Source organism: Pantoea sp. Ft-CA_14, assembly GCF_024520875.1.
GTDB classification, from domain to species: domain Bacteria; phylum Pseudomonadota; class Gammaproteobacteria; order Enterobacterales; family Enterobacteriaceae; genus Pantoea; species Pantoea agglomerans.
Map to the genome: position 1 here is coordinate 256914 of NZ_JALNPM010000004.1, position 20158 is coordinate 277071.

The 20158-nt window shown below is 55.6% G+C and carries 17 protein-coding genes; 3 read left to right on the top strand and 14 right to left on the bottom strand.

Annotated features, from left to right (window positions below):
• Genes NR195_RS09045 through NR195_RS09055 form a run of 3 tightly spaced genes read right to left on the bottom strand, consistent with a single transcriptional unit; the run spans window position 1 to window position 3843 of the window.
• Entirely contained in the window at window positions 1-1311 is a 1311-nt protein-coding gene (locus tag NR195_RS09045) for a cytochrome c (RefSeq protein WP_033780611.1), read from the bottom strand.
• A gap of 10 nt (window positions 1312-1321) precedes the next feature.
• Window positions 1322-3106, bottom strand: coding sequence for a GMC family oxidoreductase (locus NR195_RS09050; RefSeq protein ID WP_010252112.1), 1785 nt, complete (start codon window positions 3104-3106; stop codon window positions 1322-1324).
• A gap of 2 nt (window positions 3107-3108) precedes the next feature.
• Window positions 3109-3843, bottom strand: coding sequence for a gluconate 2-dehydrogenase subunit 3 family protein (locus tag NR195_RS09055; protein WP_010672043.1), 735 nt, complete (start codon window positions 3841-3843; stop codon window positions 3109-3111).
• Window positions 3844-4119: 276 nt separating this feature from the next.
• Here NR195_RS09055 and sbmA point away from each other — a divergent pair, with 276 nt between their 5' ends.
• Window positions 4120-5361, top strand: coding sequence for a peptide antibiotic transporter SbmA (gene sbmA, locus NR195_RS09060; RefSeq protein WP_010672044.1), 1242 nt, complete (start codon window positions 4120-4122; stop codon window positions 5359-5361).
• Window positions 5362-5408: 47 nt separating this feature from the next.
• Here sbmA and NR195_RS09065 read toward each other — a convergent pair whose 3' ends face one another.
• The 5 genes from NR195_RS09065 to NR195_RS09085 all read right to left on the bottom strand — a co-directional run bounded on the left by NR195_RS09065 (window position 5409) and on the right by NR195_RS09085 (window position 9129).
• Window positions 5409-5708, bottom strand: coding sequence for a helix-turn-helix domain-containing protein (locus NR195_RS09065; RefSeq protein ID WP_022625233.1), 300 nt, complete (start codon window positions 5706-5708; stop codon window positions 5409-5411).
• Window positions 5701-6054: a type II toxin-antitoxin system RelE/ParE family toxin gene (locus tag NR195_RS09070; protein WP_022625232.1), complete on the bottom strand. Its 354-nt coding sequence runs from the start codon at window positions 6052-6054 to the stop codon at window positions 5701-5703. The genes NR195_RS09065 and NR195_RS09070 overlap by 8 nt, the downstream gene beginning before the upstream one ends.
• 210 nt (window positions 6055-6264) lie before the next feature.
• Window positions 6265-7317, bottom strand: coding sequence for a YncE family protein (locus tag NR195_RS09075; RefSeq protein ID WP_061901847.1), 1053 nt, complete (start codon window positions 7315-7317; stop codon window positions 6265-6267).
• A gap of 202 nt (window positions 7318-7519) precedes the next feature.
• Window positions 7520-7729, bottom strand: coding sequence for a DUF1471 domain-containing protein (locus tag NR195_RS09080; RefSeq protein WP_009092571.1), 210 nt, complete (start codon window positions 7727-7729; stop codon window positions 7520-7522).
• A 212-nt stretch (window positions 7730-7941) separates the two neighbouring features.
• Window positions 7942-9129, bottom strand: coding sequence for an MFS transporter (locus NR195_RS09085; RefSeq protein WP_010252123.1), 1188 nt, complete (start codon window positions 9127-9129; stop codon window positions 7942-7944).
• Window positions 9130-9234: 105 nt separating this feature from the next.
• On the opposite strand from NR195_RS09085, the gene NR195_RS09090 reads away from it, so the two are divergent.
• Window positions 9235-10200: an AraC family transcriptional regulator gene (locus NR195_RS09090; protein ID WP_256844433.1), complete on the top strand. Its 966-nt coding sequence runs from the start codon at window positions 9235-9237 to the stop codon at window positions 10198-10200.
• 22 nt (window positions 10201-10222) lie between these two features.
• Here the strand turns inward: NR195_RS09090 and NR195_RS09095 are convergent, their stop codons facing one another.
• The 6 genes from NR195_RS09095 to gltP form a co-directional block, all read right to left on the bottom strand.
• Window positions 10223-11767: a PAS domain-containing methyl-accepting chemotaxis protein gene (locus NR195_RS09095; RefSeq protein WP_010252127.1), complete on the bottom strand. Its 1545-nt coding sequence runs from the start codon at window positions 11765-11767 to the stop codon at window positions 10223-10225.
• Between the two features lie 228 nt (window positions 11768-11995).
• Entirely contained in the window at window positions 11996-13450 is a 1455-nt protein-coding gene (gene murP / locus NR195_RS09100; RefSeq protein ID WP_163637655.1) for a PTS N-acetylmuramic acid transporter subunit IIBC, read from the bottom strand.
• Window positions 13450-14361, bottom strand: a complete 912-nt coding sequence (gene murQ, locus NR195_RS09105) for an N-acetylmuramic acid 6-phosphate etherase (protein WP_010252133.1) — start codon at window positions 14359-14361, stop codon at window positions 13450-13452. Before murQ ends, murP begins: the two co-directional genes overlap by 1 nt.
• Window positions 14362-15225: 864 nt before the next feature.
• Entirely contained in the window at window positions 15226-15600 is a 375-nt protein-coding gene (locus NR195_RS09110) for a helix-turn-helix domain-containing protein (protein ID WP_033770844.1), read from the bottom strand.
• 119 nt (window positions 15601-15719) lie between these two features.
• Entirely contained in the window at window positions 15720-15995 is a 276-nt protein-coding gene (locus tag NR195_RS09115; protein WP_010252139.1) for a type II toxin-antitoxin system RelE/ParE family toxin, read from the bottom strand.
• A 215-nt stretch (window positions 15996-16210) separates the two neighbouring features.
• Window positions 16211-17512, bottom strand: coding sequence for a glutamate/aspartate:proton symporter GltP (gene gltP / locus NR195_RS09120; protein WP_010252141.1), 1302 nt, complete (start codon window positions 17510-17512; stop codon window positions 16211-16213).
• Between the two features lie 583 nt (window positions 17513-18095).
• On the opposite strand from gltP, the gene acs reads away from it, so the two are divergent.
• Complete coding sequence (acs, locus tag NR195_RS09125; protein WP_250488979.1) at window positions 18096-20051, top strand: acetate--CoA ligase; 1956 nt, start codon at window positions 18096-18098, stop codon at window positions 20049-20051.
• Window positions 20052-20158 lie beyond the last annotated feature (107 nt).

A 20158-nucleotide genomic window follows, 5' to 3' on the forward strand; every position in this document is an offset into this window, starting at 1 on the left:
TTATTTGCCTTCCAGTACCCGGATATCTGCACTGCCCAGCCGATCTTTCTCATCTTTACGCAGCTCAGCGACCTGTTTCGCGCTGACCGGCTCCGACGCCTTGTTGCCCCAGCTGTTACGCACGAAGTTCACCACGTCCGCCACCTGCTGATCGTCAAGACGCCAGCCAAATGCTGGCATGGTAATGGTCGACGGCGCGCCATTAACGCCAGGCAACTGTCCGCCCACCAGCACGATATGGATCAGTGAGGTCGGATCGTCCGCCAGCACCACCGGATTACCGCGCAGCGCCGGATAGAAACGTTTATAGCCGCTGCCATCGGTTTTATGGCACGCCGCACAGCTGTCGACGTAGGTGGCTGCCCCCGTCGCACTGTCGTCACCTTTCCACAACGCTTTGGCGGTAGCGTCATCGACGCTGAAGGCTGCCTGATGCGGATCTTTCGCGCCCAGCGACTTCAGATAGCGCGCAATCGCCGTGATATCGGACTCGCTCAGGTGCTGCAGGCTGTGTTCCACCACGTCGGTCATGCCACCAAAAGCAGCGGTCTGATCGTTGCGGCCATAGCGCAGGAACTGACGCAGGTCCTCTTCGCTCCAGCGACCCAGTCCATCGCGGTTGTCACCACGCAGATTGCTGGCGGTCCAGCCATCAATCGGTGCGCTGCTGCCCGCCAGATAGTCGCTGCCCTCATTGTTGGTCAGCGCCTTCTCCTGCATCGTGATGCTGCGCGGCGTGTGACAGGCCCCGCAGTGACCCAGTCCTTCTACCAGATAGCGACCACGTGCCAGCACCGGATCTTCCTGGGCTGCAGGCTGGAACGCTTTCACGTCGGGCGCAAAAATCCCGCGCCAGATCGCCAGCGGCCAGCGCATCGACAGCGGCCAGGGAATGTCGCTCTCCCGGTTTGGCTGCCCGACCGGCGCGACGCCATGCATGAAGTAGGCGTAAAGCGCCTTCATGTCTTCATCGCTGACCACGGCATAAGAGGGATATGGCATCGCCGGATAGAGCGTATCGCCATTTTTCGCCACGCCCTGACGCACCGCTTTCTGGAAGTCGTCGTAGCTGTATTCGCCAATGCCAGTCGCGGGATCGGGCGTAATGTTGGTGGAATAGATGGTGCCAATCGGTGTTGCCATCGGCAGACCACCGGCAAAGGCCGCGCCGCCTTTGCTGGTGTGGCAGGCCACACAGTCACCGGCTCGCGCCAGATACTCACCCCGTTTAACCAGATCGTCCTGGCTGCTCTCCGCCAGGGCGGCGAACGTCAGGGAGCCAAGAATCAGAGCCAGAATGCCATTTTTCATCGCCATGTCCTTATGCCTGCACCAGTGGGCCTGGGTTTTTCAGGTAGTGTTCGCGAATCGCTTTAGCTGACCAGTAGGTCAGCGCCGCCACCATGCCGGTCGGGTTGTAGCCCAGCCCCTGCGGGAAAGCTGATGCGCCCGGTACAAACACATTCGGTACATCCCAGCTTTGCAGATAACGGTTAACCGCACTGGTTTTTGGATCGTCGCCCATGATCGCCCCGCCACTGATGTGGGTAGTCTGATAAACCGTGGAGTCGAAATGGGTGCCAGGCTTTTTCGCGCCGCCGATGATCATCTTCGGATTCATCGCTTCCGCGATATTGCGCATCTTGCCGACCATGAACTGCGCCATTTTGATGTCGTTCTCCTGCCAGTCAAAGGTCATGCGCAGCAGCGGCTGTCCATAGGCATCTTTGTAGTTGGGATCGAGATCAAGGTAGTTGGCGCGATAAGACTGGTGGGCGCCGTGCGCATCCATCGACAGATGATGGGTGTAGGTATCCGCCACCGCCGCTTTCCATTTGCTGCCCCAGTTGGGCGTACCCGCCGGCACCGGCAGGCCGGAGATCGGTTTGGTGCCCGCCTGGTTAACCCAGAATGGCGAACCACCAACAAAGCCCAGCGGCCCATGGTCGAAGTTATCCGCGTTGAAATCATCAACTGCAACACCTGCGCCACCCGCACCGATAAACGGATTAGTGGTGGTGTTCTTATCAAACAGCGCCTTCAGCGTAGAGAGGTTCTGATAGGCGAAGTTGCGGCCTACGGTCCCTTCGTTGGTAATCGGGTTGTAGGGTTTGCCGATGCCCGACAGCAGCATCAGGTGAACATTGTGGAACTGGAAGGCGGAGAGGATCACCAGGTCAGCGGGCTGAATCTGCTCGCGGCCCTGCCCATCCACATAGGTCACGCCGGTCGCACGCGTTTTGTCATCGCTGAGATTGACCCGCAGCACATAAGAGTTATTGCGCAGCTCAAACTTCGGCTCCTGACGCAGCGCAGGCAGGATATTGACGTTAGGCGACGCCTTGGAATACATGTAGCAGGCGTAGCCGCTGCAGTAACCGCAGAAGTTGCACGGCCCCATCTGTGCGCCGTAGGTGTTGGTATACGGACCCGAGGTATTGGCGGACGGCAGATCGTAAGGGTGATAGCCGACCGACTCTGCCGCCTGAGCAAACAGCTGCGCCGAGTAAGTGCGCTTCTGCGCGGGCAGCGGAAAGTTATCTGAGCGATCGGGTGCAAACGGGTTGCCGCCTGTATCTTTGCCGACCACTTTGCCTTTGATACTCCAGGCGCTGCCTGAGGTGCCAAAAACTTTTTCCGCTTTGTCGAAGAACGGCTCCAGCTCATCGTAGCTGACGCCAAAATCCTGAATCGTCATGCCTTCCGGAATGAAGTTCTTGCCGTAGCGCTCTTCGTAATGGCTGCGCATCCGCAACTCAACCGGATCGACACGGAAATGGACGCCGGACCAGTGAAGACCCGCGCCACCGGTACCGGTGCCGGGCAGAAATGCCGCCAGCTGACGATAGGGCACTGCGGTCTGCGACGCATCATGACGAATGGTCACGGTGCTTTTGGAGAGATCCTGGAAAAGCTTTTTGCGGACGTTATAGGTCAGCTCATCAATGGACTGCGGATAGGAGCCATCAGGATAGGTATCACGATGCGGTCCGCGCTCCAGCGCCAGCACGTTCAGGCCCGCTTCGGTCAGCTCTTTCGCCATAATGGCACCCGCCCAGCCGAAGCCGACAATCACCGCATCCACTTTTTTCATTTCGTTTGCCATGCTTAGCTTCTCTCCCCGCGAATCGACACTGACGGGAACGGATAACGTTCGCCGCGCTCTACCCAGTCCATAAAGTCGGCGCGTGCGCCAGGGAAGTTAATCAGCTTCCAGCCGACCATGCCCTGATTCCCGCCGTGTATAGGATCGCTGAAGAAGCCTTCACGGGTATTCTGCAACAGGAAGCTAAAGAAGACTTTTGCCGGCAGCTGGCTGAATTCAGCACTGCCATTTTCCATCGCCTGCAGTAAGGCATCCTGCTGCTCGCCACTGAGCTGGGCGAACACCTTGCCGTGCTGCTTTTTGCTGTAATTATCGGCATCGGCCAGACCGAGGCGGTAGATCTGCTGTGGCACCAGCGGCAGCTGATAGCCCAGCTCTTTCGGCAGGTCGGGGTTAAACGGCCCCTGCATATACCAGTTCGACCCCGTGGCATACGGCGTATTCATCTGACGATCGATAAACTCAGGCACGCCCGCTTCCAGCGCACCAGGCCCGCGTTCATCGCTGGGGATAAGCCGTGCCACGGCGGCGGTAATAAAAGCAAACTCTTCGGCGGTGAACCAGTTCGGCTGGTAGTCGCGCGCCTGCTGTGGCGTGGCCGGGGTTTCAGCCGCCTGTGTGGCCAGCGGCAGGGAGAGAGCACCCATCGCTGTGGAACCTACCGCCATTGCAGGCGCCAGGGTGATTGTCTTCAGCAAAAAATCCCTGCGTGAATGACCCTTTTTTTGTTCTGACATGACATTGCCTCATTCCCGCGCTGACCGGCGGTATGAAAAAAATAGGTGGTTGCGTTGTAATGGTTTTTATCAGCAGATACAGGCCAGGAGCCTGTTTGTTACCGGTAACAAACAACCTATTGTAACACTGCCATTCACAAAGATTTAGTTCCAGGAAACAAAACCGCACAATTTCATTAACATCTATCCCCCTCCTGTCATTAGCAGAAACAACAGACTACAGACAGCGACCCGTCAAAAACGTTATAACAGGCAACACACAACAGCGGAGTGCCTATGTTTAAGTCTTTTTTTCCGCGGCCAGCGCTGTTTTTCAGCTCTGCGGCTGTCTGGAGCTTAGTAGCGATTTTTGCCTGGTTCGGCTTTGCCGCGCATCTGCCCGGCATCTGGCCCACCTTTGAAACAGCAATGAAACAGCCCCTGCCGACGACGGCAGCGCGTTTTATCGCCGTGAGTCAGCTCTGGTTCTACCTCTATTACTGGATCATGGTAGCCATTTTTGCCGGGGCCTGGCGGTTAATTGATGCGCATCCATGGCAACGCTGGTCAGTCTGGGGCTCCGCGCTGATCATCTTTGTTACCTGGTTTGGCGTGCAGGTCGGAGTGGCCATTAACGCCTGGTATGGACCGTTTTATGATCTGATTCAGAAAGCGTTAACCAAAGCGGGGTCGGTGCAGATTGCGGAGTTTTACCATGAGGTTTTCTCTTTTCTCGGCATCGCATTAATCGCGGTGGTGATTGGCGTACTCAACTCCTTCTTTATCAGCCACTGGGTTTTCCGCTGGCGTAGCGCCATGAATAACTACTACATGCACAACTGGCAGCGTCTGCGTCATGTCGAAGGTGCCGCACAGCGTGTGCAGGAAGACACCATGCGGTTTGCGACCACGCTGGAAAACTGGGGTGTCAGTTTTATTCAGGCGATTATGACGCTGGTGGCGTTTTTACCGGTGCTGGTCGCGCTCTCCCATCACGTGAAAGATATTCCCATCCTCGGCAATATTCCTTACGCACTAGTGATTGCCGCTGTGCTCTGGTCAGTGTTTGGTACTGGCTTGCTGGCGCTGGTAGGGATTAAGCTGCCGGGACTGGAGTTCCGCAATCAGCGGGTTGAAGCCGCCTACCGTAAAGAGCTGGTCTACGGCGAAGACAATGCCGATCGTGCCACACCGCAGACGGTTCAGGAGTTGTTCAGTCGGGTGCGGGTTAACTACTTCCGTCTCTACTTTCACTATCTCTACTTCAACATCACCCGCATTCTCTATCTGCAGGTTGATAACGTGTTTGGTCTGTTCCTGCTGTTTCCATCCATTGTGGCGGGCACCATCACGCTGGGCTTACTCAACCAGATCACCAACGTGTTTGATCAGGTGCGCGGCTCGTTCCAGTATCTGATCGCCTCCTGGTCGACGCTGATCGAACTGATGTCGATCTATAAGCGTCTGCGCAGCTTTGAACAGATTCTGGATGATGTTCCGCACGATGAGATGATGCGCGAAGCGTCGGAAGAGGTGTAACGGGTTGGAAAGAGAGAAGCCACGATAATGTGGCTTCTCTCTTCTAATCACAGATCAAAAGCTATTCTTTTGCCTGTCGGCAATTTGACATCGATACTTATCTCGCCTCCCAGAGCCGTAACGTAACGCTTCAGCGTAGAAAGGCGAGGATCATTATCAGCCTGTTCCATTCTGGCGATAGTTGGCTGTTTCACACCCATTGCGTGCGCCATCTCTGTCTGTGACAGGTTAAGTTCTTCGCGCAACATGTGTAGCGCGATAACCTGCCGCATTGCATCGACTTTTTTGGCAATGCGTTCGCGACTCTCCGGACTTTGATTTGCCATCAGCTCTTTTAAATTAGCCATTATCCCCTCCATTCAAATATTTGCGGAATTCAGCATCTGCCAATTTGATCATGTCTTTATAGAATTTCTTTTCCTTAACCCCGGTTTTATCGCCTGCACACAACACAATGCCGCGGCGAGAAGGATCAAAAGCAAAGAAGGCCCGTATCGGTTTGCCTTGATGCTGCACTCTTAATTCTTTCATATTTGGAAAATCAGAGCCGTCTACGGTATCAGCAAACGGCCTCGCTAAATGCGGCCCATACTCAGACAGGATAACTATCGCAGCGAGCATATCCTCCTTCAGTTCCTCACTCTGAGCCTTAAACCACTCATCAAATCTTTTGGTTGTATCCACATCCCACATCGCAACATCCTTATAGCGAATAAGCTATAAATGATGCTATAGCCTGTTCGCTATAAAGGCAAGTGTCTCGCAGGCCGCCAGGGCAAAAGGATATCCCAGACCTCAAACCGGCTTTGAAAATAAAAAAAGCCACTCGTCAGAGTGGCTTTCTCGTTTACAAAGACCGGATGTAAAACAGCTTCAACACAGTAGTGTCCGGGACGTCACGCCTTACAGTGCAATACGCATCACGCTGTCAGGATTTTTTGGCGGCGCCTTACGCGAGCCAGGCTGTTTCACGCTGACATAAAGCACCTTGCCGTCTGCCGAGAGTGCCAGACTGTTAGGCAACGCCGGGGTTTTTACCGTGCGCTTCACCTTATAGCTGCTTGCATCGATGATGCTGACTTCACCCGCTTTACGATGCGTGACATAAAGCTCATCGCGCTCACCATTAAACAGCACCGCCAGCGATTCCGGCACATCAATCCGCTGAATCACCTGCTGATTACGCAGATCAACCACCAGCACCTGCGCCTGCTTTGAATCTGTCAGGAAGGCGCGCTGACCGCGCGTATCCAGCGCGATGTTCAGGAAGAAGTGCTCTTTATCTCCGTCAATCTTCTGCTTTTTCTCAATGGCATTGGTGCGCGCATTGATCGTCACCAGTTCACCATCACCGTTGGTGACGTAGACCTTTTGCGCGTCTGAATCTACCGCCAGGCCGGTGCCCATTTTACCGGTATTCGGGATGGTACTGACAAGTTTCAGCGTGCTGCCATCCACCACCCAGACCACGCTTTGCGGTCCCAGGCCGGTGATATAAACCCGGTTAGTTTTAGCATCAACCGCCACCTGACGCGGCTGCAATGGGCGCACGGTCTCACTGCGCTTACGGCTATCCAGCACCAGCGTGTTGAGCACTTTGCCGCTGCTGGCGTCAATGGCCGTAACCGAGCCGTTTACGGTGTTGCCGATGTAGAGCACGTTGGTTTGCGGGTTGATCGCCGCGCCGAACGATTTCAGCTCCGTGTTGATCGACTGCTGTACCGCCAGCGTAGCCGGGTCGAGACGGAAAACTGTGCCGCCGTCACCGCTGCTGTTCTGCGCTGTCGCCACGAACAGCGCGTTATCTTTCGGGCTGACTGCCAGTTCATAGACGCCTTTACCCACAGCCTGATTGAGATCTTCAGCCTGCACCGCCAGCCATCCTGAGGCAGAGAACAGGGCCGTAGCCAGTAACAGCGGACGCAGGGTCCGGCACGTATTGGTAATCGCTTTCATAACTTCTCCATAGTTAATCCACTGCAGACGCAGTGAAAAGAAAGCCCGACATTGCAACCAGAAACAGCTGACCAGCAGTCAGATGCAGAATTGTTTTTGAGAATAATAATTATTTCGGGGGGAAAGGAACAGGATTATTAGCGGATAAACGCCGCCAGGACGCCCAAAGGCGTCCTGTCAGCACAAGAGGGTAAAACTTAACTTATTTCAGCAGCTCAGCGGTCATGTGAACGCCGTTGTTGGTGTAAGCTTCAGTGATTTTATATGAAGCACCAGCTTCCTGAGCCTGCGCAGCGATTTTCGCTTCAGCACCATCCAGCGTAGAGTCGATGGCGGTCACAGATTGGGCGAAGCTGGCGAATGGCAGAACAGAAAGCGCGATAACAGCTGCAAAAGTTTTGATAGATTTCATGGTCAATTCCTCGGTTAATTTTTATCAGGTAAGGCTTGCTGCCTTGTTGATAGATATATTAGTCCGGAAGTTGATCAGTAAAAAGCGGAGGGTTTTGCTTAACTCGTTCAGTAAAATTGATGATAAAAAGCACATTTCGCACAGTTATCACTCAAAAGGTTAATAATCTACGCCCATTAAAAAAGGCAGCATATATTGCTGCCCTTGAGAATTTAACCGTGATGCCGTACCCGGGTGAAGATGGTCAGCGCGGCCAGCAGCATCAGCACTCCGCTGGCAACGAACACACCGCCTGCGCCGCGCAGGTCAAACATCCAGCCGCCCGCCGCCGCGCCGACAGTAATCGCCAGCTGGATGGTGGCAACCAGTAAACCGCCGCCCGACTCCGCATCATCCGGCACCGCGCGCGAAATCCAGGTTGACCAGCCGGTTGGCATCGAACCAAACGCCATACCCCAGATCGCCACGCCTGCGCCTACCATCCAGCTGACATCGCCAAAGCTCACCAGCAGCAGCGCGGTGACACTCATCAACAGCGCCATGCCACTCAGGGTCAGTGATACGCTGCGGGTGACCAGGAAACCGGCCAGCGAGGTGCCAAAGAAGTTCGCCACACCAAAGGCCAGCAGCACCAGCGACAGCTGATTGAGGTTGAGCTGCGCAACGCTTTCCAGAAATGGACGCAGATAGGTAAAGAAGGCGAAGTGACCGGTAAACATCATGATTACCGCCAGCATTCCCCAGCGCATCACACCAATACGCAGCAGCGCCAGCACCCCGCCGTTGCGGGCTTTGTTCTCTGCCGGCATGGCGGGCAGGGTAAAGAACTGCCACAGCAGCGCCACCGCACCCAGTCCGGCAGTCAGCATAAAGATGTTGCGCCAGCCCACCAGTCCGCCGAGATAGCTGCCCAGTGGCGTAGCGATAATCGTCGCCAGCGAGATACCGCTGAAGACGATAGAGAGCGCACGCGGCACCTGATCGGTGGGAACCAGGCGCATGGTGATGGCGGTTGAGAGTGTCCAGAAGCCGCCAATGGCCATACCCAGCAGCACCCGCGCCAGCAGGATCACCGTCAGGTCAGCCGCAAACGCCACCATCAGTGCCGAAGCGATCAGCAACAGCGAAAACACCAGCATGACGATGCGGCGGTCGATGCGCCGCGTGACGCTGCCGGTGACCAGACTGGTAAACAGCGCCACCAGCGCGGTGATGGTGACGGTCTGTCCCGCCTGGCCTTCGGATACGCCGAGGCTGTGGGCCATCGGCGTCAGCAGACTCACGGGTAAAAATTCGGCGGTGATGAGGCTGAACACCCCAAATGCCATAGCAAATACCGCGCCCCACGCGGGACGGGTCGGCGAGGAAACCTCATCAGCCACTTCGGTTGTCAGACTCATGCTGCTTCTCCGGAAGATAAAAAAAGTGAGTGTGAGCATAGAGCGACGCGTCAGGACGATCTATGATGCTTACACCTTCATTTTTGATAATTCGTCTGGAATCACATGAGCCATTATGGAGATCTGACCAGTGAACTGCTGATGGGGATGCGCCTCTATGGCGTGAACTATCAGCGTATCGCAGTGAGCGCGCCGTTTGGGCTGCGTTATGATCACGCGCCGGGCCGGGCGCAGTTCCACTTTGTCGGACGCGGCTCACTGATGGTGCGCAGCGCCTCCGGCGAGGTGTTTCAGCTCAACAGCGGCGATGCGCTGCTGGTGCCGCACGGCAAACCCCACAGCCTGATCTCCAGTGAGGAGGCGAGCTGCCAGTGTATTAAGAACATGGCGAGCAAGCCGCTCTGCGACAGCGTCTGCGCCATTGCAGCACCGGAAGATGCCTGTGATGACGAGCACAGTGTGCTGTTGTTCAGCGCCTGCATGGCGTTTGAGCTCGGCGGCATGCAGCCGCTGATCAATACCATGCCCGATGTGATGCTGGTGAGTACTCTGCTGTCGCAATACCCGGAGATTCAGCCCATTCTGGCGGCGATGGAGCGGGAGTCGCTCACCCGCCAGGCGGGATTCGCCGGTATTCTGTCGCGTCTGGCAGACGTGGTTGCCGCGCTGATTGTGCGCGGCTGGGTAGAGAACGGCTGCGGCGAGCGCAGTGGGCTGGTGCAGGCGATGCGCGATCCACGTCTGAGTCAGGCGATTGCTGCGATGCATCGGGAGCCAGGAGAAAACTGGACGGTGGCGCGGCTGGCCAGCGTGGCAGGCTGTTCGCGCTCAGTGTTTGCCGGACGGTTTCTCAATGCCACCGGCATGACGCCGCTGCGCTATCTGACGGAGTTGCGGATGCGGCTGGCGGTGCAGCGGATTGTGAACAACGGTGAAGCGGTGGAAGCCGTGGCTTATCATCTTGGCTACGGCTCGATTGCGGCATTCAGTCGCGCCTTTAAACGGATTGTCGGTCAGTCACCAGGCGCACTGCGTGCCGGACGCGACGGCACGCAGGTGCTGGCCTCTTAACCGGGCCGCTTAATCTCTTCTCTTAACGAAAGACGCTGATCGCTTCGACCAGACGGTTAGCCTGATGAGTCATGCGACCTGAAGCCTCGGCGCTTTCTGTCACGCGGGCGGCGTTCTGGTGGGTGATATCATCAAGATCTTCCACCGCTGAACTGACTTCGCTGAGCGCGGTCGCCTGTTCGGCCGTGGCGGCGCTGATCTGGGCGATCAGTGCGGTGACATTCTGCACCTGCGACACGATATCCTGCATCGTGCGGCCTGCCGCGCTGGCGTGCTCATTGCCCGAGTTGACCCGGCTGGCGCTGGTTTCAACCAGCATTTTGATTTCGCTCGCGGCTTTGGCGCTGCGCTGCGCCAGGCTGCGCACTTCTCCGGCGACCACCGCAAAGCCTTTGCCCTGCTCACCGGCCCGCGCCGCTTCCACGGCGGCGTTCAGTGCCAGGATATTGGTCTGGAACGCAATCCCGTCGATAACGCTGGTAATATTGGCAATCCGCTTTGAACTGTCCGCAATTTCGCCCATCATGCCCATCATTTCGGTCATCACCTCGCCGCCTTTGCTGGCAGCGTGGCTGGTGCCGGCTGAGAGGGTATTCGCCTCATGCGCAGTTTCAGTGTTGCTCTTCACCGTGGCGGTCATTTCGTTCATGGTGGCCGCAGTCTGCTGCACATTGGCAGCCGCCTGCTCGGTACGGCGGCTGAGTTCGTTGTTGCTGCGGGCGATGGCGTCGCTGGCGCTCAGCACATTGATTGCCTGGCCGCTGACATCATCCACCAGCCAGCGGAACATCAATCCGAGCTGACCGATGGCGCGCAGCGTCACACCCACTTCATCAACGCGGTCCATCTGCTCCACTTTATGGCTGGCACCGGTTGCCACGCTCAGCGCCTGTTTGCACATCCGCTCAATAGGGCGTGAAATCTGCTGCTCCAGCCACAGGCTGCAGAGCAGAAGCAGCGCAGCCATTCCCGCGGTAAAGCCTGCCAGTGCCGCGGGCGTCATGCCCAGCGCCCAGACGCCCGCCACCGAGAGGGGCAGTAACGTCAGCAGCGTTGTGCGGATCCGCCAGCGAAGGGGCAGCGTCTTCAGGATTGAGGCGGGACGACGCCAGCCGCTGCGAACCAGCAGGCCTTTGTGAAAACGTCGCCCTCTGGCGCGGCCTTCACGAAAATCCTGATAGAGCACCTCAGTCTGACGCACTTCCTCTGCCGTGGGTTTGGTGCGCACCGACATGTAGCCCTGCACTTTACCGTCGCGGACTACCGGAATGGCGTTGGCCCGCACCCAGTAGTGATCGCCATTTTTACGGCGGTTCTTGACCAGTGCCGTCCAGGGTTCACCCTGTTTCAGCGTCGCCCACATGTCGGCAAACGCTTCTGATGGCATATCGGGGTGACGTACCATGTTATGCGGCTGGCCGTTGATCTCGTCGGCGGTGAATCCGCTCGCCTCGATAAACGCGTCGTTAGCGTAGGTGATGTGGCTGTTAAGATCGGTGGTCGACATCAGTGTCGCATTATCGTCGAACAGATATTCACGCTGAGAGACAGGCTGGTTGTTACGCATCAAAAGTCCTTGGAGACCCGACGTCCTGCACGCGACGGTCTGAGTGTCGGCATGAAAACTGTGGGCTGAGAGATAACGATTACCTTTTTTTATGTTTTCGGCATGCTTCTGCCTACTCTTTAGCGTTTAAGTTAAATTAGTGGCAATAATAAAGCCGCTTTGTAGCGGCTTTCACATTTTTGGTTGATTATCCATCCGTTAGCCGGACTGGAGAATTCCGGCAGCGGGTCAGCTGAGGTCGACATTACGGGTGCCAAACCACCAGGTGAGCAGGAATCCGCCGATCCAGGCCACCATCAGCCCAGCCAGATAGACCGCCATGCCAGCGAAGATCCCCTGGCTGGAGGTCATCAGTGGCAGCGTGACCAGGCCGGAGGGTCCGAATACCGTGTTCATCCCGACCGGTAAACCCAGCCACGCCACCAGCCCGATAAAGAACCCGCCCAGCGCACCGCCGCCACAGGCGGTGATAAAGGGCTTGAGGCGCGGCAAGGTGACGCCGTAGATCAGTGGTTCACCGACGCCAAGCAGCCCCGGTACGATAGCGCCTTTGATCTGCGCCCGCAGCAGCGCCCCTTTTTCTGCTTTGCACCACAATGCCAGTGATGCGCCGACCTGGCCTGCTCCCGCCATCGCCAGAATCGGGAAGAGCGAGTTAAAACCTTGGGTTTCCATCAGCGCAAAGTAGACCGGAATAAAGCCCTGATGGATGCCGAACATCACCGCGATCAGGAACAGCCCGGCCAGCAGCGCACAGCCAAAGGGATTGTTATTGAGATGGATAAACAGCCACGACATCCCTTTAAACAGTTCGCCGCCCAGCGGCATGATCAACAGATAGGTGATGGCGCCGGTGATCACCAGCGTAAACAGCGAGGTGAGGATCATATCGAGATTATCGGGAATGATTTTGCGCAGCTGTTTTTCAATCCACGCCCCGATAATCGCCGCCATCAGCACGCCAATAATGTTGCCGCGCGGGTCGATCGCCAGGCCAAAGAAGTTTTCCATGCCGCTGTAGTAGCCGGTGGTGGCCGTGGGCACATAGCCGAGCACAAACAGCGAGGCGATAATTGCACCATTGACGCCGCTGCCGCCAAACGCTTTTTGCGCGTTGTAGCCAATCAGGATGCTGAGAAAGGTGAACAACCCTTTACCGAAGACTTTCATGTACGCCACGGTATGCAGCAGCCAGGGCGCGTGGTCACCGGGTGCATTGAGGTGGAGACTCTGTTCAATCAGCGTGGCAAATCCCAGCAGCAGCCCCGCGCCGATAAAGCCCGGAATCAGCGGAGTGAAGATGGTGGCGAAGCGCGACAGGAACTGATGCACGCCGCTGGTCTGTTTCGCCTTTAGCTGCTGCTTCTGCTGCGCCGCAAGCAGGCTTAGTTCCGCTGTTTCGCCCTGCGGTGCCAGCGCGGTATCACCCTGAGCCAGCAGGTTCTGCATCCCCTCGGCGGCGGTTTGCGCCTTGCCAGGCCCCAGCACAATCTGCAACTGTGCCTCGCTGTCGATAACGCCTAAGACACCCGGCAGGCTTTTTAACCGTGCCAGATCACTCTCTCCCGGCTGATTGAGCGTCAGGCGGAGCCGCGTCATGCAGTGACCACAGGCCGCGATATTTTGCGCGCCACCGACCGCCTGCAGGATGTCGCGCAACAGTGCCTCGGTGATTCTGGCCATTAGCGTGCTCCCGCTGCCTGTAAAGCCTGACGGATAAAGCCCTGATGCTGACTGAGCAGCGCTTTCGCCTCATCGGCAGCCAGGTCAGCCAGCACCATCAGAATGGCGGTTTTGCAGTGTCCGCCACAGGCGGTGAGCGCGGCGCTGGCCGTCGCCTCATCACAGTCAGTGGCCTGCATGACGATGTTAACCTGACGCTGTACCAGTTTCTGATTGGTGGCTTCCACATCGACCATCAGGTTGCCGTACACTTTTCCGCTGCGGATCATCGACCCGGTAGTGAGCATGTTGAGCACCAGTTTTTGTGCCGTGCCCGCTTTCATACGGGAAGACCCGGTGACCACTTCGGGGCCGACCACCGGCGTGAGCGCAATCGCGGCAACCTGCGACATGGCGCTGCCTGGATTACAGGTGAGCGATACAGTGGTCGCGCCAAGTTCGTTCGCGTATGCCAGCGCACCCAGTACGTAGGGTGTCCGACCGCTGGCGGCAATGCCAACCAGCACATCGTGGCGGCTGAAGTGGATATCTTTCAGATCCTGCGCGCCCTGCTCCCGGTTGTCTTCCGCGTTTTCTACCGCCTGGAGTATGGCGGTATGGCCTCCTGCAATCAGGCCGATAACCTGCTCGCGGGGTGTGCCAAAGGTAGGTGGGCATTCGCTGGCATCCAGTATGCCCAGCCGACCGGAGGTGCCTGCGCCGCAATAGATCAGTCGTCCACCGGCCTGGAAGGCGGCGCAGATGGCGTCAACGGCGGCGGCAATCTGCGGCACGATGGCCTCAACCGCCAGCGCTACCTTTTTATCTTCATCATTGATGACGCGAAGCATCGCTTCGGTGGAGAGTTCGTCAATATTCTGGCTGGCCGGGTTGCGGCCTTCGGTGATCATCTGGCTGAGGTCGAGTTTCATGGCGGGCTCCGCAAAGGAATAAATTATTCAAATTACTAACTATCATAACGAATGATTAATTCATTGGGTGAGATCTTTTTTCGATGGATGTGGGGTGAGTCATGTTGCGGGGGATCAGGTTGGGTGAGTGATATTGGGCATTGGGAGCTTAATCGCTCCGCATTCCGGCTTGGGTGCGGTGCATGTGAGCGCAATCGCTGGGAGACCGGTGCCGGTCAGAAAAGATTCGCCTGCTCGGCGAGGAAGCGCAATCGAGTATTGAGACATGCTTAATCGATGCGCATTCCGGCTTGGGTGCGGTGCATGTGAGTACAATCGCTGGGAGACCGGTGCCGGTCAGAAAAGGTTCACCTGATCGTAAAGACGCATTCGTCATCCATGACGCTCGGCCCACGCCGTCCCTTGCGTGGGACGCTTTACTCTTCAGGTGAACCTTTTCTTCCCTCAGGCTTTTTTATGGCTGCTTGAAAAGAGGCTTGAGTCGGACATAAACGTTGAAAAAGGCCTGCTGGAGTAAGATGTCCTTTCCTGGTTTTTGTCCTTCTGACAATCTGTACCCGAGGTGGATGAGAAGGCGGATACCAGCATTGACGGAGTTAAGCGTCCGCCGCATTGCTCAAAAACGTCGGGAGCGTTTTTGAACAATGCAAAGCGTTGGCCCGCTTGCGGGCGAGCCTCATGGATGAGGTGAGTGAACCGGCGGCCGAGGCCCCAGGGATGGGTTTTCGACGACTTTACGCAGTCACTGCTGGTATCCGACTGAACGGAGCACTGTTTTCCCTGCAAAGACCTCGCCTCCCATCCTATGTCACTCATCCAAAAGACAATTAAAACCCACCAATCGCAGGTTAAACGCGCATCCATTTAATCAATATAAAGTTGTGACGTTCTGCAGTCATATAAAGCAGCCAGCTTCTCAAGCGTTTGTTTTTGAGGTTTTTTTCTCGACTCTAACTTCGACACGCCAGCCTGCGTGATGCCCAGTTTATTCGCCACCTCTTCCTGTGACAGGTGACGATGCAAACGCCAGGCAACATGCAAAGGAACAGATTGCCGTCGGCTGATTTTCATTACATCGTGAGGAATCGTTTCATCATCGTCTGGACCCACTTCATAAGGGACAGACTCAAACACATCATCTAAATGACGTTCAGCCATGAGCTTATTAAACAGCTCTATAGGGATGACAGCACCAGTGCGGTTCCCGCGCTCGTCCGTCAGAAACTGTATAGCATTCATGGGTAATCACTCCTTACTGGTACGGCAGGCAACACTGTCTGATCGTCTGCCTGTGCAGCGGAACGCTAAACCCGGCTGCACAGAACTTATTGATGACGCACATTGCTCCTGCCACACTGCTAGCGCTTTTTGTACGTGGTCGATGTTCTTCTTACGACTTCAAGTATATCTATCACTACTGGCTGACCTTTCTCTATCTTCCAGAGTACGCGGTAGTGACCTACTACCAGCTTCATTCGCTTCTGTTTATCATCAGTCAGCTTTTCGACTTTCAGATGGGGAATATCCGGCCATTTAGCCAGCGCCTCTACAGCATCTTCAATAGCGTTGCCCTCTTTCTGAGGCAGCCCATAAAGCTGTTTTAATGCCTTCTTCGTCCAGTTAATTTCTGGCATCCGTCAACACTCCATGTTGTCAAAGAACACAGTCAACTCACCGCAACGAAATATAACCATAATCAATCATAATCACAATATCCCTGTCGTATAAACATGGTTTTAGTTATAAAATTATAACTATTTAATTTTCGGTCAACCTGTATATCTGCCATGAAAAATCTCATAAAAAAAGGCCCAACTTTCGTTGAGCCCATTCTTACGTTAATGCCTGTTCAGCTTGCGGTCTGTGTCCGCAGCTCCAGCTCATACTCTTTCGCCTTTTCGACGTCGAACTGGTTTTCCCAGCGGGCAATCACCAGCACCGCCAGCGCATTACCAACCACGTTCAGCGCGGTACGCGCCATATCCATGATGCGGTCAACACCGGCGATAAACGCCAGACCTTCCAGAGGAATGCCGACGCTGCCCAGTGTGGCCAGCAGCACCACGAAGGAGACGCCTGGCACGCCAGCGATACCTTTCGAGGTCACCATCAGCGTTATTACCAGCACAATCTCGTCGGTCAGCGACAGATCAATGCCATACAGCTGCGCAATAAAGATCGCCGCGATACTCTGATAAAGCGTTGAACCATCCAGATTAAACGAGTAACCGGTCGGCACCACGAAGCTGGTGATCGCTTTCGGCGCACCGTAGGCTTCCATCTTCTCCATGATGCGCGGCAGCACCGTTTCCGAGCTGGAAGTAGAGTAAGAGAGAATCAGCTCATCCTTCAGGATACGCATCAGCGTGGTAATCCGCAGCTTACAGAAGCGCGCCACCCCGCCCAGCACCACAAAGGCGAAGAACAGAATCGCCGCATAAACCAGCAGCACCAGCTTAGCCAGCGGCCAGAGCGAGGCAAAGCCGAAGTTAGCAATCGTCACCGCAATCAGCGCAAACACACCCACCGGGGCATAGCGCATGATCATGTGCGTCACTTTAAACATCGCTTCAGAAATGCCACGGAACAGGTTCACCAGCGGATCGCGCTGTTCTGACGGCAGTGACGACAGGCCTAAGCCAAACAGCACCGAGAAAAAGATAATCGGCAGCATGTCGCCCTTCGCCATTGAGGCGAAAATATTCTGCGGGATCAGCGACAGAATGGTGGTCACCAGGCTGTGCGGACCGCCCTGTACCTCTGCCGTTGTCGCTTCATATTTAGAGATGTCCACCGTTGCCAGCGTTGACATATCAATGCCGGTGCCGGGTTGAAATACGTTGGCCAGCGTAATACCGACCACAATGGCAATGGTGGTGATCACTTCAAAGTAGAGAATCGTTTTGACGCCGATGCGTCCCAGCTTCTTTGCATCACCCACGCCAGCGATGCCGACAATCAGGGATGAAATCACAATCGGTACCACAATCATCTTGATAAGATGAATAAAGATATCGCCTGCCGGGCTGAGAATGTTGGTGACTAACCATTCACGATTGTCTGGCTGATTATGCAACACAGCACCCACAACGATGCCAAGCACCAGGGCTGTCAGAATCTGCCAGGCCAGGCTGATTTTAAAACCTTTCATAACGTGTAATTTCCTCAGTCAAAACCCGTTTCTCTCTACTGCGAAGGTGCAGAAGACAATACACACAGGGAGTGAGCAAAAAGCCCGGTAAATTAGAGGGTGTCTTGAAACAGCGCCTCGTATGAAAATCTGATGATTCCCATACCCATTTTCAGACGCGGTCTGAGTTGATACCTGCAGAACAGGGGCGAGATAAGTACCATTTTCACTGTGGTAAATGCAACCCCTGGCGGATCCGATTAAAAGTTCACCATCTAAGCAGCATAAAGTGCTGCCGGAGATGAAAAACCCTAACCTGCTGTTATGAAAAGTATTACTTCGATGAATTTACGCATAGCTATGCAGAAACGATTAAAAACTGATCCGGCGCGTTTGCTCGCTTTTTATTCAGGATGAAAGCGTAAAAGCGATGCCTGACTTCTCCAGCGCCGCCAGAGCGTTAACCTGATAGATCATAATGGCTTAACGCTTCTTGGGGGATGTGTATCACGTGATCTGTGGCGCAAAAAAGAAACAAAGCTTTGGCGCAGGCTTTAATTAACCATTGATTGACATATCATTAACATCTTCAAGGAGATCCGCCATGAGCCAAATACACAAACATCCCGTTCCAGAGAATATTGCAGCAAACACCCTGATTACTGCAGAACAGTATCAGGCGATGTATCAGCAATCTGTCGACGATCCAGACAGTTTCTGGGGCGAACAGGGCAAAATCCTTGACTGGATCAAGCCTTACAGCAAAGTGAAAAATTGCTCGTTTGCACCAGGTAACATTAACATTCGCTGGTACGAAGATGGCACGCTCAACCTGGCGTCAAACTGCCTTGACCGTCATTTAGCCACGCGCGGCGATCACCCGGCGATTATCTGGGAGGGCGACGACGCCAGCGAAAGCAAAACCCTGACTTTCCGCCAGCTGCATGCAGAAGTCTGTCGCTTCGCCAACGTGCTGGAACTGCTGGAAGTGAAAAAAGGCGACGTGGTGGCGATCTATATGCCGATGGTGCCGGAAGCCGCAGTAGCGATGCTGGCCTGTGCGCGTATCGGTGCCGTTCACTCGGTGATCTTTGGCGGTTTCTCACCGGAGGCGGTCGCGGGCCGCATCGTCGATTCCAGCGCCTCGCTGGTAATCACGGCCGATGAAGGGATCCGCGCCGGTCGCAGCATTCCGCTGAAGAAAAATGTCGATGACGCGTTAAAAAATCCTAATGTCACCAGCGTGAAAAACGTGGTGGTGTTCCAGCGCACTGGTAAAGATGTGGGCTGGGTTGAAGGCCGCGATCAGTGGTGGCACGACCTGATGCTGAACGCGAGCACCAACCATGCTGCCGCAGAAGTCGGCGCGGAAGATCCGCTGTTTATCCTTTATACCTCCGGTTCAACCGGCAAACCCAAAGGCGTGTTGCACTCCACCGGCGGGTATCTGGTCTATGCCGCGACCACCTTTAAGTTCGTCTTTGATTACCATCAGGATGATATCTACTGGTGCACCGCCGATGTTGGCTGGGTGACGGGCCACAGCTATCTGGTTTATGGCCCGCTGGCCTGTGGCGCCACCACACTGATGTTTGAAGGGGTGCCAAACTGGCCAACGCCGAGCCGTATGGCGGAAGTGGTCGATAAACATAAAGTCACGCTGCTCTACACCGCGCCCACTGCCATCCGTGCGCTGATGGCGGAAGGTGATAAGGCGATTGCCGGCACCGACCGCAGCAGCCTGCGCATTATGGGATCGGTCGGTGAGCCAATTAACCCGGAAGCCTGGGAGTGGTACTACAAGAAAATCGGCAACAGCCGCTGCCCGATTGTTGATACCTGGTGGCAGACCGAAACCGGCGGCTTCATGATCACGCCGCTGCCGGGTGCGACCGAGCTGAAAGCGGGTTCCGCCACCCGACCGTTCTTTGGCGTGCAGCCCGCGCTGGTGGATAACGAAGGCCAGCCACAGGAAGGCGCCTGTGAAGGCAATCTGGTGATCACCGAGTCGTGGCCGGGTCAGGCACGTACCCTCTATGGCGATCACGACCGTTTCGAGCAGACTTACTTCTCTACCTTTAAAAATGTCTACTTCAGTGGTGATGGTGCCCGTCGTGATGAAGATGGCTACTACTGGATCACCGGACGCGTCGATGACGTACTCAATGTTTCCGGTCACCGACTCGGCACCGCCGAAATTGAATCGGCGCTGGTCTCGCACCCTAAAATTGCCGAAGCGGCGGTAGTGGGGATTCCGCACAGCATCAAAGGCCAGGCGATTTATGCCTATATCACGCTGAATCATGGCGAAGAGCCGTCGCCGGAGTTGTACACCGAAGTGCGCCAGTGGGTCCGTAAAGAGATTGGCCCGATAGCCACACCGGATGTACTGCACTGGACCGACTCACTGCCGAAAACCCGCTCCGGCAAAATCATGCGGCGTATTCTGCGCAAAATTGCCACCGGGGATACCAGTAATCTTGGTGATACTTCTACGCTCGCCGATCCTGGCGTAGTAGAAAAACTGCTTGAGGAGAAACAGTCGATCAAAATGCCTTAAGCGCACGCTGTCCGGCGGGAAGATCGCTTCCCGCCACACCCGCCCTACGCAGTCTGTTTCGGTAGTCACAAATATTATAACCAGCTGAATCCGCGCCCTGTCGCGAG

Coding starts and splice junctions, on each gene's coding strand:
- NR195_RS09045 (WP_033780611.1), bottom strand. CDS start 1,311: ATGAAAAATGGCATTCTGGCTCTGATTCTTGGCTCCCTGACGTTCGCC.
- NR195_RS09050 (WP_010252112.1), bottom strand. CDS start 3,106: ATGGCAAACGAAATGAAAAAAGTGGATGCGGTGATTGTCGGCTTCGGC.
- NR195_RS09055 (WP_010672043.1), bottom strand. CDS start 3,843: ATGTCAGAACAAAAAAAGGGTCATTCACGCAGGGATTTTTTGCTGAAG.
- sbmA (WP_010672044.1), top strand. CDS start 4,120: ATGTTTAAGTCTTTTTTTCCGCGGCCAGCGCTGTTTTTCAGCTCTGCG.
- NR195_RS09065 (WP_022625233.1), bottom strand. CDS start 5,708: ATGGCTAATTTAAAAGAGCTGATGGCAAATCAAAGTCCGGAGAGTCGC.
- NR195_RS09070 (WP_022625232.1), bottom strand. CDS start 6,054: ATGTGGGATGTGGATACAACCAAAAGATTTGATGAGTGGTTTAAGGCT.
- NR195_RS09075 (WP_061901847.1), bottom strand. CDS start 7,317: ATGAAAGCGATTACCAATACGTGCCGGACCCTGCGTCCGCTGTTACTG.
- NR195_RS09080 (WP_009092571.1), bottom strand. CDS start 7,729: ATGAAATCTATCAAAACTTTTGCAGCTGTTATCGCGCTTTCTGTTCTG.
- NR195_RS09085 (WP_010252123.1), bottom strand. CDS start 9,129: ATGAGTCTGACAACCGAAGTGGCTGATGAGGTTTCCTCGCCGACCCGT.
- NR195_RS09090 (WP_256844433.1), top strand. CDS start 9,235: ATGAGCCATTATGGAGATCTGACCAGTGAACTGCTGATGGGGATGCGC.
- NR195_RS09095 (WP_010252127.1), bottom strand. CDS start 11,767: ATGCGTAACAACCAGCCTGTCTCTCAGCGTGAATATCTGTTCGACGAT.
- murP (WP_163637655.1), bottom strand. CDS start 13,450: ATGGCCAGAATCACCGAGGCACTGTTGCGCGACATCCTGCAGGCGGTC.
- murQ (WP_010252133.1), bottom strand. CDS start 14,361: ATGAAACTCGACCTCAGCCAGATGATCACCGAAGGCCGCAACCCGGCC.
- NR195_RS09110 (WP_033770844.1), bottom strand. CDS start 15,600: ATGAATGCTATACAGTTTCTGACGGACGAGCGCGGGAACCGCACTGGT.
- NR195_RS09115 (WP_010252139.1), bottom strand. CDS start 15,995: ATGCCAGAAATTAACTGGACGAAGAAGGCATTAAAACAGCTTTATGGG.
- gltP (WP_010252141.1), bottom strand. CDS start 17,512: ATGAAAGGTTTTAAAATCAGCCTGGCCTGGCAGATTCTGACAGCCCTG.
- acs (WP_250488979.1), top strand. CDS start 18,096: ATGAGCCAAATACACAAACATCCCGTTCCAGAGAATATTGCAGCAAAC.